Annotated in this window: 14 protein-coding genes and 1 pseudogene; 11 read left to right on the top strand and 4 right to left on the bottom strand. The window is 69.0% G+C overall.

Annotated features, from left to right (window positions below):
* Positions 1-118: 118 nt before the first annotated feature.
* Positions 119-754 carry a DUF6328 family protein gene (locus AB5J55_RS00675; protein ID WP_369268738.1) on the bottom strand — a complete coding sequence of 212 codons (636 nt, stop codon included), beginning with the start codon at positions 752-754 and terminating at the stop codon, positions 119-121.
* Between the two features lie 563 nt (positions 755-1,317).
* Here AB5J55_RS00675 and AB5J55_RS00670 point away from each other — a divergent pair.
* Together AB5J55_RS00670 and AB5J55_RS00665 are read left to right on the top strand one after the other, a co-directional pair.
* Positions 1,318-1,716 (top strand): annotated as a pseudogene (locus AB5J55_RS00670) (dihydrofolate reductase); the annotation flags it as partial.
* Between the two features lie 41 nt (positions 1,717-1,757).
* The gene (locus AB5J55_RS00665; RefSeq protein ID WP_369268737.1) at positions 1,758-2,600 is read left to right on the top strand and encodes an alpha/beta fold hydrolase; all 843 of its coding nucleotides are present in this window, start codon (positions 1,758-1,760) and stop codon (positions 2,598-2,600) included.
* A gap of 245 nt (positions 2,601-2,845) precedes the next feature.
* Here AB5J55_RS00665 and AB5J55_RS00660 read toward each other — a convergent pair whose 3' ends face one another.
* Positions 2,846-5,038, bottom strand: coding sequence for an MMPL family transporter (locus AB5J55_RS00660; protein WP_369268736.1), 2,193 nt, complete (start codon positions 5,036-5,038; stop codon positions 2,846-2,848).
* 354 nt (positions 5,039-5,392) lie between these two features.
* On the opposite strand from AB5J55_RS00660, the gene AB5J55_RS00655 reads away from it, so the two are divergent.
* Both AB5J55_RS00655 and AB5J55_RS00650 read left to right on the top strand, forming a co-directional pair.
* Positions 5,393-6,601 (top strand): sensor histidine kinase, encoded by a 1,209-nt coding sequence (locus AB5J55_RS00655; RefSeq protein ID WP_369268735.1) that lies wholly within the window; start codon positions 5,393-5,395, stop codon positions 6,599-6,601.
* Positions 6,598-7,272 carry a response regulator gene (locus AB5J55_RS00650; RefSeq protein WP_369268734.1) on the top strand — a complete coding sequence of 225 codons (675 nt, stop codon included), beginning with the start codon at positions 6,598-6,600 and terminating at the stop codon, positions 7,270-7,272. The genes AB5J55_RS00655 and AB5J55_RS00650 overlap by 4 nt, the downstream gene beginning before the upstream one ends.
* A gap of 469 nt (positions 7,273-7,741) precedes the next feature.
* Here the strand turns inward: AB5J55_RS00650 and AB5J55_RS00645 are convergent, their stop codons facing one another.
* Together AB5J55_RS00645 and AB5J55_RS00640 are read right to left on the bottom strand one after the other, a co-directional pair.
* Entirely contained in the window at positions 7,742-7,897 is a 156-nt protein-coding gene (locus AB5J55_RS00645; protein ID WP_369268733.1) for a hypothetical protein, read from the bottom strand.
* Between the two features lie 72 nt (positions 7,898-7,969).
* Complete coding sequence (locus AB5J55_RS00640; RefSeq protein WP_369268732.1) at positions 7,970-9,016, bottom strand: M4 family metallopeptidase; 1,047 nt, start codon at positions 9,014-9,016, stop codon at positions 7,970-7,972.
* 274 nt (positions 9,017-9,290) lie between these two features.
* Here AB5J55_RS00640 and AB5J55_RS00635 point away from each other — a divergent pair, with 274 nt between their 5' ends.
* From AB5J55_RS00635 to AB5J55_RS00605, 7 genes are all read left to right on the top strand, one after another.
* A complete protein-coding gene (locus AB5J55_RS00635; protein WP_369268731.1) occupies positions 9,291-9,749 on the top strand; it encodes an SRPBCC family protein in 459 nt (152 codons plus the stop codon).
* Positions 9,746-10,096 (top strand): ArsR/SmtB family transcription factor, encoded by a 351-nt coding sequence (locus tag AB5J55_RS00630; protein ID WP_369268730.1) that lies wholly within the window; start codon positions 9,746-9,748, stop codon positions 10,094-10,096. Before AB5J55_RS00635 ends, AB5J55_RS00630 begins: the two co-directional genes overlap by 4 nt.
* 2 nt (positions 10,097-10,098) lie before the next feature.
* Positions 10,099-10,542, top strand: coding sequence for an SRPBCC domain-containing protein (locus AB5J55_RS00625; protein ID WP_369268729.1), 444 nt, complete (start codon positions 10,099-10,101; stop codon positions 10,540-10,542).
* A 285-nt stretch (positions 10,543-10,827) separates the two neighbouring features.
* A complete protein-coding gene (locus AB5J55_RS00620; protein ID WP_369268728.1) occupies positions 10,828-12,417 on the top strand; it encodes a hypothetical protein in 1,590 nt (529 codons plus the stop codon).
* Positions 12,418-13,005: 588 nt separating this feature from the next.
* The gene (locus AB5J55_RS00615) at positions 13,006-14,148 is read left to right on the top strand and encodes an endonuclease/exonuclease/phosphatase family protein (protein WP_369268727.1); all 1,143 of its coding nucleotides are present in this window, start codon (positions 13,006-13,008) and stop codon (positions 14,146-14,148) included.
* Positions 14,093-15,103 (top strand): DUF2278 family protein, encoded by a 1,011-nt coding sequence (locus tag AB5J55_RS00610; protein WP_369268726.1) that lies wholly within the window; start codon positions 14,093-14,095, stop codon positions 15,101-15,103. The genes AB5J55_RS00615 and AB5J55_RS00610 overlap by 56 nt, the downstream gene beginning before the upstream one ends.
* 15 nt (positions 15,104-15,118) lie before the next feature.
* A complete protein-coding gene (locus AB5J55_RS00605) occupies positions 15,119-15,292 on the top strand; it encodes a hypothetical protein (protein WP_369268725.1) in 174 nt (57 codons plus the stop codon).
* The last annotated feature ends 197 nt before the right edge of the window (positions 15,293-15,489 follow it).

The raw sequence follows: 15,489 nt of genomic DNA, 5'->3' as shown, positions 1-15,489 counted from the left end.
CTGGCGGTGGCGACGAGGAGGCGATCGTCGCCAAACGCAGTTTTCGGCATGCCTCTGTTGCCTCCTCGGAGACGCTCAGGTCACTCGATCCTGTACTGCGGACTCCGCGTGGAAATCATCAGCGAGGTGGGCCCTCAGCGCCTCCGATCGCGGAGCCGTCAGCCGCGGGCCGGCCACTCCCGCTCACCGCTTCAGCACCCCCCGGACCGCGAGCGCCGTCGGGGCGTCGGTACAGGGGCAGTACGTACCAGCACAGGGCGAACCACAGCATGACCGAGCCGGCGAGTATTTCAGCGAGGACGCCGGGAACGACGAAACGGAGTATCAGCAGGAGTGTGCAGCCGATGGTCAGGGCGAGGAGGATCATGCCGCACATCATCAGACGGCCGGCGGCCTCCACCACTTCGTCTTTCATGCGTTGTCCGGACAGGAAGCGGTGGATGGAGACGGGTGCTATGAGCGAACCGGTGGCCGCCGCGCCGAGTACGACGGTGGTGACGTAGATGGCCCGGTCCAGCGTCTCCAACTCCCTGAACAAGGGAGTGAAAGCGACACTGAGCAGGAATCCGAAGAGGATCTGCACGCCTGTCTGGGTGACCCGCGTCTCCTGCAGGATCTCGTTCCAACGTCGGTTGACCCGTTCACGCGCTGTTTCCGGTGCTTCGCCGCCGGGCTTGGCGCTCGGGCTGTCGTCCTGTGCGCAGCATGCGGTGCAGTTGCCTTCTGGTGTGGCTCTCCTCTCAACGGTGGTCATGGCATCCTCCCCATGTCAGGGGAACCGCTTGCCCCGCCTGTGTGGGCGTTCCATGCAGGTACAGGGGACGAAGAAGTACTTCCAACCGCCCGCAGGCGGTTGCTCCACGCGATGGATGTCGGGCTTTGTGGCAGCGGGAGCCGGCATGATCGGGCGGCATCCGCCGGCAGTGCGACTGGTTGACCGAGCGCCGTCCGGCCAGCCCCGCAACGCATGGGTTCGCCGTGTGTCCTGATCTGCCTTCCGCCAGCCGCAATCCCCGGGTGGCCGGATTTCCGATGCCGGCGTATTGAGATGTCGGAGCGGTCGCCTTTGGTTCGGAGCGGTCGCCTTTGGTTTTGTGTCGCGGACGAAGGCCGTCCGCCACGTCCCGGGCGTCTCCTGGTCGTTGACGCTCCGGAGGAGCCGATGAAACGGCTCGCGGGTTCTGGCCTGGAGCGCTGGGGCGATCGTTCGTTGCACGTCTGACGTGCCGCCTCGCGCGTCGTGCTGTCGATTTCGCACCTGCCACTGGCTTCATGCGTGAGCGATGAGTTTGGGCGGCGGATCAGGTCTGCCCTGGCATGACGAGAATCATCGCTGACACCTCCATCTCTCTTGCTGGCTGCGTCACCGGGCCCGCCACCAGCCCGGGCATCGACCTGGGCACCGGTGGCGATGCTTTGCACACGTGGGCGTTTTCCGACGACCCCGACGATCGCCGGGCACTGCACGAGGGGACCGTCCGCTCGGGGGCTGTCCTCCTCGGCCGCCGCCTCTTTGACGTTGCCGACGGGCCGAAAGGCTGGGACGACATGTCCGGTTACGGCGCCCGCGAGGTCGGCAGGCCCGCATTCGTCGCCGTGACGAACTCGCCGTCAGGGGCGCTGCGGACAACCGACCTTGACTGGATGTTCGTCACCACCGGTCTGCCCGACGCAGTCACCGCGGCGCGCGAGCGAGCCGAGGCAGCGTCGGACAGCGACCGCGACGCACCTGACCTGCGACGTCTCCCGGTGATCCCATGACCACTCTCAACGCCAACGGGATCGCCTTGGGCATCGAGTCGTTCGGTGACGACGACGCGCCACTCGTCCTGCTCGTGGGCGCGACGACGATGCTTTCCTGGCCCGACGCGCTGTGCGAGCGTCTCGCCGCCGGCGGGCGCCGTGTGGTGCGCTACGACCTGCGCGACAGTGGGGAGTCGACGACGACGGATCCGGAGTCGCCCGCCTACACCCTACGCAGCCTCGCCGCCGACGCGGCAGCCCTTGCTGACGCACTCGGCGGGGGCCCTGCGCACCTCGCGGGGATCGGCGTCGGCGGGATGGTCGCCCAGGTGGCCGTGCTCGACCATCCAGGCGCGTTTTCGGCGCTCACCCTGGTCGGCACCCGCGCGGTCGCGCCCGGCGCACCCGACGATGACCTCCCCGACCACGACCGGGCGACGATGAGCCGACTGTTCGCGCGTCCGATGCCCGATTGGACCGACCGCGAGGCGGCTGCGGAGTTCGCCGCCGCAGGCGCGGAGATCCTCGGCGACGACCCGGTCGCCGCGCGCGCAGTCGCTGCGCGCATCTGGGACCGCACGCCCGGCACCGCACCCCCGGTCCAGATGGCCAACCAGATGGGCATGGTGTTTTCCAGACTCGACTGCAAACCCCGCTGGCGCGAGCGACTGCCCGAGATCGAGGTCCCCACACTCGTCGTGCACGGCCGCCGAGACCCGTTCTTCCCCGTCGGCAACGGCGAGGCGATCGCGCGCGAGATCTCCGGGGCACGGCTGCTCGTCCTCAAGGAGGCCGCCACTGCGATCCCCGATGCGGCGGTCGGCGAGGTCGCCGAGGCCATGCTCACGCTCGGATAGAGGCGGCGGGTGCCGAGCGGGTCTGGCTCCATGCGCCAGTGGACGTCGGAGGCCCGCCCCGGCCGCGCGCCCGCAATCGGCACGCTCAGAACCGAGGTTTTGCAGGCAGTTTCTCTCGATCCATGGCCCGTCGGCCCACGGCACCTGCCGTCCGCGCTCCACTTCGAGCGTCGTAGTCACCACGGAAGCGAGACCGTAACCAACTGGAGCACTTCCGACCACACGGCCCCACCACCGTCCAGTACTCACCGGACCTGATCCTGGCCGGCAGCACCGAGCGCGGGCTCGCGCTCTCGCTCGGGCGGAGGCGGGACGGTGGCGGTCTCCACGCCGATGCGGGGCAGGCGTAGGTCGAGGGGGCGGGGTATCCACCAGGCGGCGCGGCCCAGCAAGGCCATGACCGCGGGGACGAGCACCATCCGGACGACTGTGGCGTCGAGCACGATGGCGGTCGCCAGACCCAGGCCCATCATCTTGACCAGGGGTGAGGGGTTGGCCACGAAGCTCAGGAAGACCACTGCCATGATCATCGCCGCGGAGGTGATCACGCGACCGGTGACCGAGATGCCGCGGGCCACCGACTCGATGGTGTCTCCCGTGGCGTCGTACTCTTCGCGGACGCGCGAGAGCAGGAACACCTCATAGTCCATGGACAGGCCGAAGAGGACTGCGAAGAAGATCGTCGGCAGGGGCGAGGCTATCGGCAGAGTCTCCTCCAGGTTGAACAGCCCGCTCAGCCAGCCCCATTGGAAGACGGCTACCACGACGCCGTACGCGGCGCCGATGGACAGCAGGTTCATGACGGTGGCCTTCAGCGGGACCGCGATGGAGCGGAAAACCAGCATCAGCAGCAGGAACGACACCACGAGGATCGCGGCGATGAACACCGGCAGCGTGTCGGCGAGTTGGCGGGTGAGGTCGTCGGTCATCGCGGTAAGGCCCGACACGGCGACATTGTCGGGGACGAGGTCGCGGACGCGTGCGAGGGTGTCGGAGGTCGCGGCGTCGGCGGGTGCGGTGGTCGGGATCGTGGGCAGCACGACCGTGTCCTTGGCCGCGGAGAATTGGGGCTCGCCGACCGACGCGATGCCAGGGTCGGCGGCAAGGCGCCGAGCCAGCTCGGGGATGCCCTCGGCGGCCACTCCGGGGCTACGGAGGTCTGCGACGATCAGCAGAGGGGCGTTGAAGCCGGGGCCGAACCCCTCCGCCAACAGGTCGTACGCGCGGCGGTGGGTGGTGCTGGTCGCGTCGTTGCCCGCGTCGGGAAAACCCGTGTCCATACGTAGTGCCGGAACCGTCAGTGCCAGCATCGCCGCTGACGCGGCGAGCAGGTACGGCCACGGCCGGCCGGAGACGTGGTGGGCGAACCGCCACCATGCCGTCGTCTCAGGTCCCTCGGGCTTCTTCACTCGGCGCGTTCGGAGGCGTCGGCGCCGCTGCTTGTGGATACGGTCCCCCAGCAGGGACAGCAGCGCCGGCAGTAGCGTCAGGGCGGTCGCCACGGCGAACAACACGACCAGCGAGGTGCTCAGGCCGATCGAGGTCAGAAAGCCCAGGCCGGTCACCGCGAGCGCGGTCATCGCCACGACGACCGTGCCGCCGGCGAACAGGACGGCCGCACCCGACGAAGCCATGGCGTTCGACAGGGCGGTGGAGTTGTCCTGGCCGGCGGCGCGGTTCTCGCGGCAGCGCGCCACGATGAACAGGGCGTAGTCGATGCCGACACCCAGGCCGATCATCGCGCCGATCGTGGGCGCCGCTGGGGACACGTCCATCGTATGAGCCAGCAGCGCGATGCTGCCCAGACCGGCGGCGACGGCGGCCAGGGCGAGCGCGATCGGGACCAGCGCGGCAACGATCGTGCCGAATGCCACGATCAGGATGACCAGGGCGGTCAGCAGGCCCGCCGCCTCCGCGCCGGATGTCGGCGTCTCGGCCTTGATGAAGACGGCATCGCCGCCGAGTTCGGCGACGACACCGTTCCCGCGCACGGGTTCGATCGCGCGGCCCAAAGTCGCGATGTGCCCGGGAGTCACCTCCATCGCCGGTACGTCGAAGGCGACTTGGGCGAAGCCGATCCGTCGGTCCGGCGAGACGGTCCCGGCGGTGAAGGGATCGGTGACCGTGGCGACGTGCTCCACGTCGGCGATCCTGGCGACCGCAGCCTCGATCGCAGCCCGGTGGCTGTCGATCCGCTCTCCTTCCGGCGTGGCGAAGACCGCCATGGCGTTGCCACCGGACGCTTCCGGGAAGCGTTCTTCGAGCAGTTCCATCGCCTCCTCGCTCTGGCTGCCGGGAGCGACGAGATCGTCGACGAACGAGCCGCCGGCCACGGCGGCCAGAGGCAGTACGAGGGCCAGTGCGGCCAGCCAGGCCGCGATGGTCACCCACGGTCGGCGGGCGCTCGCGTCGCCGATACGGCGGGTAAGTCGGTTCATGGCTGGGGCTCCTGTGGGGCGGCCGCCGAGCGGCGGTACCGGGCGTGGGAAGGCCGCAGACCGGCGGCACGGGGCGTGGACGGTTGCCGACCGGCACCACGTTCGGAGCGCGGGGGCATGAGGCTTGTGCCGTTCCATCGTGGGCGCCGGACCCGGACCCGTCTCCCGCCGCCAGGGGGGTTCGACTCTCCCGCGGTCGACGGGAAGAACGCAGCGGTGCATCCACCCGGGGGCGGAGGGCCATATCCGTCCGCAGACGGGTGACGGTGCCTCGGAGCTGGAAATACGATGACCTGTCCGGTGCGCTCCCCATCACCCGCGCCAGGGCACTGAACCTCCCTTCATGGAGCGACGATGAACAGCACGGCGCGGCACACCGAGACGCCGAGCCGCAGTGTGCCGGGCAGGTTCCGCAGCCCGTTCACGCGTTGGCCACGCGGCGCCGACGCCGTCCTGGCGACGGCGCTGTTCCTGCCGACGACGCTCCTGGAGGAGGGTCCGGGGGACGGGGTGGCCGTCCGCCCGGTCTCGGGCATCCTCCATCCCGCGCTCCTGCTCTTCCTGGTGGCCGGCGCGGCGATGTACCGCCGTCGGAGCAGGCCGGTCGCGGTGCTGTGCGTGGTCCTCGGCGCGTGGGCCGTGACCCTGGGCAGCAGCCACTCCACCCTGGGCGGGATGGTGATCTTCGCGCTGTACAGCGTCGGGCGGCACGCCGAGGACAACCGGTGGGGCCCCCTCGGCGTCGTCGCGGCCATCGCCGCGCTGACGATCGACGGGGTGCTCCTTTCCGTCCCCTGGGAGGACATCGGCTTCGGCGCGTTCGTCATGTCCGGGGCCTGGTACCTCGGTCGGCGCCTACGGCTGCGTGCCGAGCGTGCCGCCCGGCTCCTGACGGAGCAGGCCGCCGAAACACGGCGGATCGTGACCGAGGAGCGCACCCACATCGCCCGTGAACTGCACGACGTGGTCGCCCACCGGGTGAGCATGATGACGGTGCAGGCCGGTGCGGCCCGTATGGTGGCGGCCGAGGATCTGCAGGGTGCCCTCGAAGCAATGGCCGCGGTAGAGGAAGCAGGACGTCAAGCGCTGGACGAACTGCGGCACCTGCTGGGAGTGCTGCGACCGGACGCCGGACGCGACGGCCTGGGCCCCCAGCCGGGCCTGGCCGATCTGCCCCGGCTTGTGGCCGAGGTCCGCGAGGCGGGTCTGGAGGTCTCGGTCTCAGGCAACGTCCAGGGTCCCATCCCGGCCCGCCTGGATCTCTCGGCGTACCGAATCGTCCAGGAGGCCCTGACCAACGTGCTGAAGCACAGCGGACCTGGCACCCGCACCGAAGTGCACCTGCGCGGGGAAAGCGAGGGCATCACCATCGAGGTGCTCGACAACGGCCGAGGCGCCGCCGTCGGGCCCATGGGGGCGATCCACGAGAGCCGACCGGGCCACGGCATCGTCGGCATGCGGGAACGAGCCCTTCTGCTCGGCGGAACCCTCGACGCACAGCCACGCCCCGGTGGAGGATTCCGGCTCACCGCCCATTTGCCCACCAAGGGAGAACCCACGTGACGATCCGCGTCGTCGTCGCCGACGATCAGGCGCTGGTACGCCGGGGCTTCACCATGATTCTCCGGGTCCACCACGACATCGAGGTCGTGGCCGAGGCGGGCACGGGTCTCGAAGCGATCGAGGCGGCCCACCGGCATCACCCGGATGTGATCCTCATGGACATCCGCATGCCTGAAATGGACGGCCTCGAAGCGACCTCGCGGATCCTGGAGGAGGCCGATTGGGGAGCGCGGGTACTGATCCTGACGACCTTCGACCCGGACGAGTACGTCTACAAGGCGTTGCGCTCCGGCGCCAGCGCCTTCGTACTCAAGGACATTCCCCCCGAACAGTTGGCCACCGCCGTACGCACCGTGGCCGAGGGCGGGACGCTGCTGGCCCCCTCGATCACCCGGCGCTTCATCGACCGGTTCGCGCAGCGCCGCGTCAACACCGTCGCCGCGGCCCGCCTGGAACGCCTCACCGGCCGCGAACGCGAGATCATGACCGCCGTGGCCCGGGGCGCGAGCAACGCGGAGATCGCCGAGCAACTCGTCATCGGAGCCGCCACGGTCAAATCACACGTGTCGAGCATCCTCACCAAACTCGGCCTGCGCGACCGGATCCAGATCGTGATCTTCGCCTACGAAAGCGGCCTCATCGAAGCGGGCGACCACGAAGTCGGCCACTGACGGCGCCCTCGTGGTCAGCTGTGCGTGTTCTGCCGGCAGCGGGCCTGCCGCTGAGCACACGCTCACGGGTACGGAGCATCGCCGCCGCCCTCGGCACCGACATCGACACCCTGGATCTGACGCCGGACCGGTGCAGGGCGAACCGGCGACGACTCGGCTGGCCAGACGGAGCAATCGACGTGTCGCTGTTCGCACTTGAAGAGTACGGCGTCCGCTTCGCCGAACTCGTTCAGTGGACCCTCGACCAGCGCCCGTCCGTGCAGGAGATCATCGGCCGCCCTCTGCGCTCCTAGGACGAATGGGTCAGCGAGAGCATCGACTCATTTCGCTGGCCTCGGCGTGAAAGGGGTCCTGCGGAATCCCTCCACGGCATGCCCCGCACGAGACGCCATAACTCCTCGCATGCCCCGCGCCGACGGTCGCCCCCCTCCAGGCTCCGACTCCAGCCACTGGGATCCGGTGGGTCTGGTCACCATGTGTTGATGACCGGTGCGCCGGGTTCGGGCTGCCGCCAAGTCTCGCTGAGGCGCGTGGGCTTGTCCGCGGCGACAATGCCACGCAGGGACACGACTTTGGCGCCGCTGACATCGAAGGACGCGGCGCCCACGACCCTGTCGTCGACCACGGCAAGGACGGCTGGAGTCCCGGAGGCAGCAGACTGGCCGCCTCCGGGACGTCGCGTGTCAGATGACGCCCGTCAGATGACGCCGGGGATCGCGCGAGCCTGGAACGCGGCGCGGACCGCGTCCGCCGCGCCCTTGCCGTACATCTTCTGCGCCGTCACGACCGTCGTATTCGCCGCAGCCGCGAAGCTGGTGTCGGGAGAGAAACCGAATTGGGCGTTGACGATGATCCGGTCGGCGGCGCGCGGGCCGAGGGCGGTGCGGATGTCGAGCAGCGCACGAGACCAGATCTCGCCGTCCGCGTGGACCTCGCCGACCCGGTCCGCGTACGTCTTGTCGGAGTCGATCCGGCGCAGACAGTGCGGGGCGTCGCTGTACGTGACGGAGTCCCAGTCGGCGACACAGGCGACGTCGGCCTTCAGAGGCCAGCCGTACCGTGCGGCGGCGTGCTCGCCGACGGCGACGGCCAGGTAGTCACCGAAGGCCTCGCCGATGGAGCCGGCCTCCACGGAACTGCCGAAGCCGGGCACCTGGGCGTGGTGCACGGCATGGCCGTACTCGTGCACAACGACCTCGGCGTCCTCGGCATCGTCCACGCCGCCCTTGCCGAAGCGGATCTCGGCCTTCCTGTCGGTGAAGAAGGAGTTGTCGGCGCCCCACTGGTTGATGCGAACCGGCTGCACCCGGTCGTTGGCGCCGGGCAGCTCGCTGCCGAAGCCGAGGCCCTGCAGGTACTCCTGCGCCTCGTTGACCCAGAAGTACGCCATGACCTGCTCGAACTGGTCGTCGTGCCGGTCGTAGGAGGTGGCGTCGGAGATCCGCGCGGAGGCGCCGGTGTCGGAACGGACCGAGGCCCAGCGGCCGGAGAGCCCGCCGCTGCCGTCCAGGTTGCGCAGCGCGACGGTGGCGTAGGCGGTGGCGGGGACCGCGGCGGCAGCGTCTTTGCCGTCGGTGAGGGTCTGATCGCCCGAGGACTGAACGGGGTTGACCATGAAGACCCGGGCCTGCGGGTCGGCCACGGTGGGGACGGTTCCCGTGGCGGAGGCCGAGCCGGTCGTGACGATCAGGGCCACGGTGGCGGTGGCTATGGCGAGCAGACCGCGGGGTGTGCGCAGAGCCATGTACATCCTCCCGTTGCGGGTGGCGTGGAAGTGGTGGCGTGGTGCGGGCGCGATCTTCGCGCACGGACCCCGTGTTTGACCAGGTCCATGGCAAGCCGCCGTCCCGGCGCGGCCGTCTCAGGGCGGGGACGGATGCACTGAACCGGACACGGCTGCCCTTCGTGCGTCGCTACAGCCGAGGTCGGATCCTCGGCGATCCGCAACCTTTTGTTGCGTATCTGTGCCCGCGCGGCGTATGCTGACGTGCAACCAAAGGTTGCGAAAGGGTCGGGTCATGGAGTACGGCAGCATCGAGCGCGAGATCCACGTCGACGCGCCACCCGAGGTGGTCTTCGAGGTCATCAGCCGCCCGGAGCACATGCGGGAGTGGTGGCCGGACGAGGCCAGGTTCGAACCCGTGGCAGGGGCGCCCGGCGAGCTCTTCTGGCGCGACGACGCGACCGGCGAGACGATGACGGTCGCGCTCACCGTCGTCGAGGTCGACCCGCCGTCGCGGTTCTCCTTCAGGTGGTGCTACTCCGGCGCCGACCCCGACGGGGACTCGCTGCTGGTCACCTTCGATCTGGTGGCGAGGGACCAGGGGACCCTGGTGCGGATGACCGAGACCGGGTTCCGCGAGATGGGCTGGGAGATCGCCGTCCTCGAAGAGCAGTACCGCGATCACACGAGTGGCTGGGACCTCTACATCCCCAGGCTGGGCGCGTACATCACACGGTTGGTGTCGAGCCCATGAGCACGGCCGAGAACGACGAGTTGTGGTCGGCAATCGGTGACCCGACCCGGCGCACACTCATTGATCTGCTCCTCGCGTCCGGAACCGGCACGGCCACCTCACTGAGCGCGGGACTCCCACTCACGCGACAGGCCGTGTCGAAACACCTCGCCGTTCTCGACCGCGTCGGGCTGATCCATGCGGAGCAGGCCGGCCGCGAGCGGCACTACCGGATCGACCAGGCGCAACTCGCCCGCGCCGCCGCGCAACTGGCCACGGTCGGGGCCGCCTGGGACGCCCGACTGCGCCGGATCAAAAGCATCGCGGAGGCGATCGCACGCAGCCGCAACGACACTCAAGGAGCATGACCATGGTCGACATCCTGCATCGGATCGGCGCCGTCGCGCCGCTGGACGACGTCTACCGGGCCATCGCGACGCCCGAGGGCATCGCCGGCTGGTGGACGACCGACACCACCGGCAAGAGCGAAGTCGGCGGCACCCTGGCGTTCCGGTTCGGTGACGTCGGTGGCTTCGACATGGAGATCCTGGAACTCGACCCGGTCGGCCGGGTGCGGTGGCGCGTCACGGAGGGCCCCGAGGAGTGGATCGGTACCGAGATCGACTGGAGCCTCAGCCGTCGCGAGGACTACACGATCGTCCTGTTCAGGCACGAGGGCTGGCGTGAGCCGGTCGAGTTCATGCACCACTGCAGCACGAAGTGGGCGATCTTCCTGATGAGCCTCAAGGAGTACGTGGAATCCGGACACGGCAGGCCGGCGCCCGACGACGTCCGGATCAGCGACTGGCACTGACAGGGGGAGCGGAGCACCGCACCGCGGCGGCGTGCCCGGAAACGGCGCCACGGCCACCGCTGGGTGAGGAGTGCAGAATGCGCGTGGTCCGACGTACCTGCCTCGACGGCTCCGGCACGGCCGGCGGGGGCAGGACCGGGCTTCGTCGAAGCCGCACGAGGACGCAGGTACCGGACCGCAAAGCCGTCTTTCCCGATCACGTACACGGATGAGTCGCTTTCGTCGGAAGATCGCGGGGAAGCGCCGGGCCTGGCAGACTGTGCGCCACCTTGGGGGGAGACTGTCGTGCAGGATGAGCTGACCGTCCGCCGGATACTGGGGGACCAGCCGCTCGCCGAGATCGGCCGGCCCGTGTGGGCGGTGACCGACGAGCGTCACGGCTGCGTCATCGCGGCCGGTGACCTCGGGCACGTCATGTGGCGCGGTACGGGCGACTGGCTCGGCCACCGGATCGGCGTGTACGAGGCCGGCACCCTCCGTCCGCGCCACGTCGTCGCCTCCCGCTACTCCGTGTGCGCCATCGAACCCCACCCCGAGCTGCCGCTCGTCGCCATCGGCACCGGCCGCTACGACGGCTCGTGGGACTTCCAGGGAGAGCTGCTCCTGCTGCACCTGGAGACCGGGTGCGTGACGAGCCTGCTCAGCAAGAGCCGCCAAGTGCGCCACCTGCGCTGGCTGGAGGACGGCAGGCTCGCGATGCTGCTCTCCCCCGAGGACAAGGACGGCGGCTTCCAAAAGGGCTTCGAGCTGGCCGTCGCGGTGGACGACTGGCTGTCTGCTCCGGCCGGTCTGGTCGACCCCGACGACGCACGCCATCCGATGGTCGAGAGCGGGCTCCTTTACGACCCCCGTGTGGAGGATGCCCTCGCGCGGCTGACGGACGGCCGGTGGCGGCGGCGGGCGGAGGTGCGGGACCTGGCGGTGCTGGCCGACGGCCGGGTACTCGCCACCGGGCGCCACACGGACCTCGAATGCTGGGATTCGTCAGGCGCGCCGGCGTGGGCCCTTCCCGCGGACGGTGAGGGGAGCGTACGGGTCGAGGCGGCCCCTGACGGCGAGTCGGCGTGGGTGACGTACCGGGGCCACCGGCGCGACGAGGTGACGGGTCGACGGGTCGATCGCGCGGTGACCGTTCGGCGGATATCGACGGCGGACGGTGGTGCGTTGGACTGCGTCGAGGTGCCGTCGGCTCCCGCACTGTGCGCCGCGGACGAAGGCTGGCTCGCCTTGCGCCCGCAAGGGCGCGACGGATCCGCCGCGCTGCTGCTCGACCCCACGCACCGGGAGGCGGCACGCGTCGGTCTTGCCCCCAACCGCTCCAACTCCCCGGCGCTGCGCGTCAGACACAGCGCCCGTCTGGTGTACGTGGACGGCCCGGGCCCGGAGGACGACGCGCCGTGGATCCACGTGATCGATCCTCCGGGCGCCCACGGCCCCGCAACCCTGCGCGCCCTCTTCCCCTTGCGCTGGGACCCGGCGTTGCCACGCCAGCCCTGGTACGGCCCCGCCGTCGAGCTGACGGACACCCTCGTCCACGCCGGCCGGTCGTATGAACGGGGCGCCACCTACACGGACGCCCGCGAGGGCACGTACGTCGTGAGCCGCCGGCTGCCGGACGGCGAGGCGCGCTGGGTGTACGACACCGACAAACCGCTTGCCGATCTCGACGGCGACGAGCGGAGGGTGTACGTCGTGTATCTCACCGGCGAGGTGGAGACCTTGGACGCGGCCACCGGAGAGGTGCGAGCCCGGCACACCCTGCGCGCGCACGGCCACCCGGTCACGCCGGTGTCCGCCGCGTACCGCGCGGAGCAACAGCGTCTGGTCGTGGGGACGGTGGACGGGCGGATCCTGGACTGCTCGGTCCGGGATTGACCAGGTCGGTTGCCACCGCCAGCCACGACGATGTGTCAACTGTCCCCGCAGTCCACTCCGAGGCCACCGACGTCGTCGCCTGTCCTATGCCTGCTCCTGTACGACAGATCCTCCCGCGGCGTCGAGTGGCTGCGACGCATCGCAGAGCTGCTGCCGGCATGGGCGGTCGTACATGCTGAGGTGACCCGGACGAGAGCGGCGCTCCAGGTCGGAACGATCTGGCAAGATTGACCAGACCCGACGTGTGCGTGAGCAGGTGCTCGATAGTGATGCCGCGCTTGTCCTCGGGCACGAGCCTCCCGCGCCCGAGGAACCCGCTGATCGGATCGGTCACCCGGAGCCGGCCCATCACCTCCAGCTTCATGTCCTCGTGTGGTTCGACGCTCACGGCCCTCAATGCGCGGAGAAGCAAGACCGCCGTCGCGCGCGGGGGTGGGCGTGAACGGAGTCCACAGGTGGACAGCCCGCCTCACATCCGGTCGGCCTGTGACAGAGGTTGACAGAGGGAGAGAACCCGCCCGGTTTTGGATTCAACAGGACGGGCAACGGCTCCGTTTTCGCCGGTCGGCCGAACGCGTTACGCTCGACATGTTCGAGGCGATAGGGGACAGGTGGTCGATCTCGGAGGTCACCATGGACGTCGCCGTAGGAACATTCAACCTCAAGAATCTCTTTTCACGGTTCAACTTCCGGGCAGAGATATCGGCTGTCCATCCGGTTGATGACGAGGGACGGCTCACCTCCAGCTATGTCTTCGACGACCCCAAGAGCGTGCGGATCCGTAGGTACAAAGGCAAGCTGGTCAAGGGCATAGACCCCGAGGAACAGAAGGTGCTCGCCCGGCGGATCTGTGACATGGGCCTGGACGTATTGGCGGTGCAGGAAGTCGAGGACATCGACACCCTACGCTTCTTCGTTGCGCAGCATCTTGGCGGTGCCTACCCGCACCTTTCGCTGGTCGAGGGCAATGACCCCCGCCTGATTGACGTCGCCGTTCTGTCCAAGTTCCCCGTGGGGGCGGTGGCTTCCTGGCAGCACGCGGTCCATCCGGACGTGCCTGGTGAGCGCGTATTCAGCCGGGACCTGCTGGAAGCGCACATACTGGATCCCCGTGACCCCGACAAGCATCTGCTGACCGTCTTCAACAACCATCTCAAGAGCCAGTTCGTCGACCGGGACACCGACCCCGAAGAGGGCAAGCGCCGCGCCGACGAACGACGCACCCGCCAGGCGGAGACCATCGTCCGGATCATCGGCGAACGGACCCGCCCCGACAGTCGCTACATCGTGCTGGGCGACATGAACGACACGCCTGACGCACCGACACTCAGCAAACTGGCCGAGTCTGCGGGTCAGTTGAGCCTGACGGAGGCGCTCGCGCATCCGGAGGAGACCCGAGCGCCAAAGCCTGATGATCCGCCGCCGCCGCCTCCGGGTCGTGGACCCATCGATTCAAGGAGAACGGACAGCCCGCCAAGTACGAGCTGTTCGACCAGATCTGGCTTAGCAAGAGCCTCAGGGCGCGGCACAAGAGCTCTCACATCGACCGACGTACCAGGCATGGCGGTGACGGATCGGATCACGATCCCGCCTGGGTGGTCCTCGATCTCTGGACTCTTTCCCCTTTTTCCGTACCGGCTTTGTTCCGGATCGACCACCGGCGGAGGGAAGACTCATGCCTTTGAACAACTACGGAGTGCTGGCGTGCCGGGTCGTCGACCGGCGCCGTGAAGGGGCGCCCGACGACACCCCGCACTACCAGCTCCACCTCACCGACAGCAGGGGCACGCACTACCGCGGTGCGGTCAACGTCCTGTCCCAGGAGTCTCCCTCCGAGCTGCTATTCCTGGCCGTCGACGATTTCCGGCATCCCGTGACCGCACAGCTTCCCCCGGCAGGGAGTGGATGGACGGAGCTGCAGTCCCGACCGGGCACGGCGAGCCTGGACTTCATCCGCGGGAATCTCTTCACCCCGGAATCGATGCGCGAGCTGCCTCCCGATGTGATCGGCCCCGACAACGACCTGTCCGACAGGCTGGACCACTACATCGAGCGTGCCATCGGCGATCCAACGGCCGCCCTGTACCTCTTCGGCGAGCGATGGGGACCGGAACGCAACAAGCGCGACAAGGTGTTCGACTTCGAGCCCGGCAATGGTGTGCACGACATCCACATGAACCAGGGCAGCGTAGGGCGCTTCCGTTCGAGCAACGGAGTCTGGCAGGACGGCGCGCTGATACTCCATTTCCCCGCTGAATCGCGCTGGGCGGCCGTGTTCCTGGCCTTCCAGTCGCAGGCCTGGCACACCGACGAACAAACCGGCCACCCCATCGAGACAGCGCCTGCCCGGCCCGTCCAGCGCGAAGCCGAAGTGCGCATCCTCGCCGCCATGGTCAACCCCGAGGGACCGGCCCCCGAGCGGGAGACGGTGACCCTCATCAACGCCTCACCCGAATCCGTCGACCTCAACGGCTGGCAACTTGCCGACGAGAACGATCACATGTTCCCATTGCCCGCGGAGCAAGTTGCCGCAGGCGCCACCGTGGTCGTGCAGGGGGGCAACGGCTTCGCTCTCGGCAACAGAGGTGGGGCGATCACCCTGCTCGACCCTTCCGGGCTCAAGGTCGACGGTGTCTCGTACACGGAGGCCGAGGCGCGTCGCGAGGGGTGGACGGTGTCCTTCTGACCGCGTTTGGTCCTCGTGGCGTACGTCATCGGGCTGCTCGCCTGCGCCATTCAAGGCCGGGAGTTCGACATCCTGCTCATACGCGGACGTTCCCACCTCCAGGGCGAGGTCGTACGCGGCTCGCTCGTACGCGGATCGTCCGGTTCGTCGAGCCGGTCCGGCTCGCCCTGGTGCCAGTTCTCGTCCTGACGGTTCGGTCCGAGCAGCACGACGGCGGTCAGGACGGGCCGGGAACGCCATGCGAGACGCGGCACGGGCAACGAGGACCCCACCGTCTCGGGAGAGGCTTGAAGACGATCGCAAGCGGAACGGCGATGAGTTCGGCGACGCGAGCAAGACAAGCCTCGGCATCGTGGGAGCCTGCCACCAGGGCGCCCTGCAGGTCG

The organism is Streptomyces sp. R11 (assembly GCF_041051905.1).
Lineage (GTDB): Bacteria > Actinomycetota > Actinomycetes > Streptomycetales > Streptomycetaceae > Streptomyces.
Note: the sequence above shows the minus strand (reverse complement) of the source record. Positions and strands in the feature narration are given on the sequence as shown.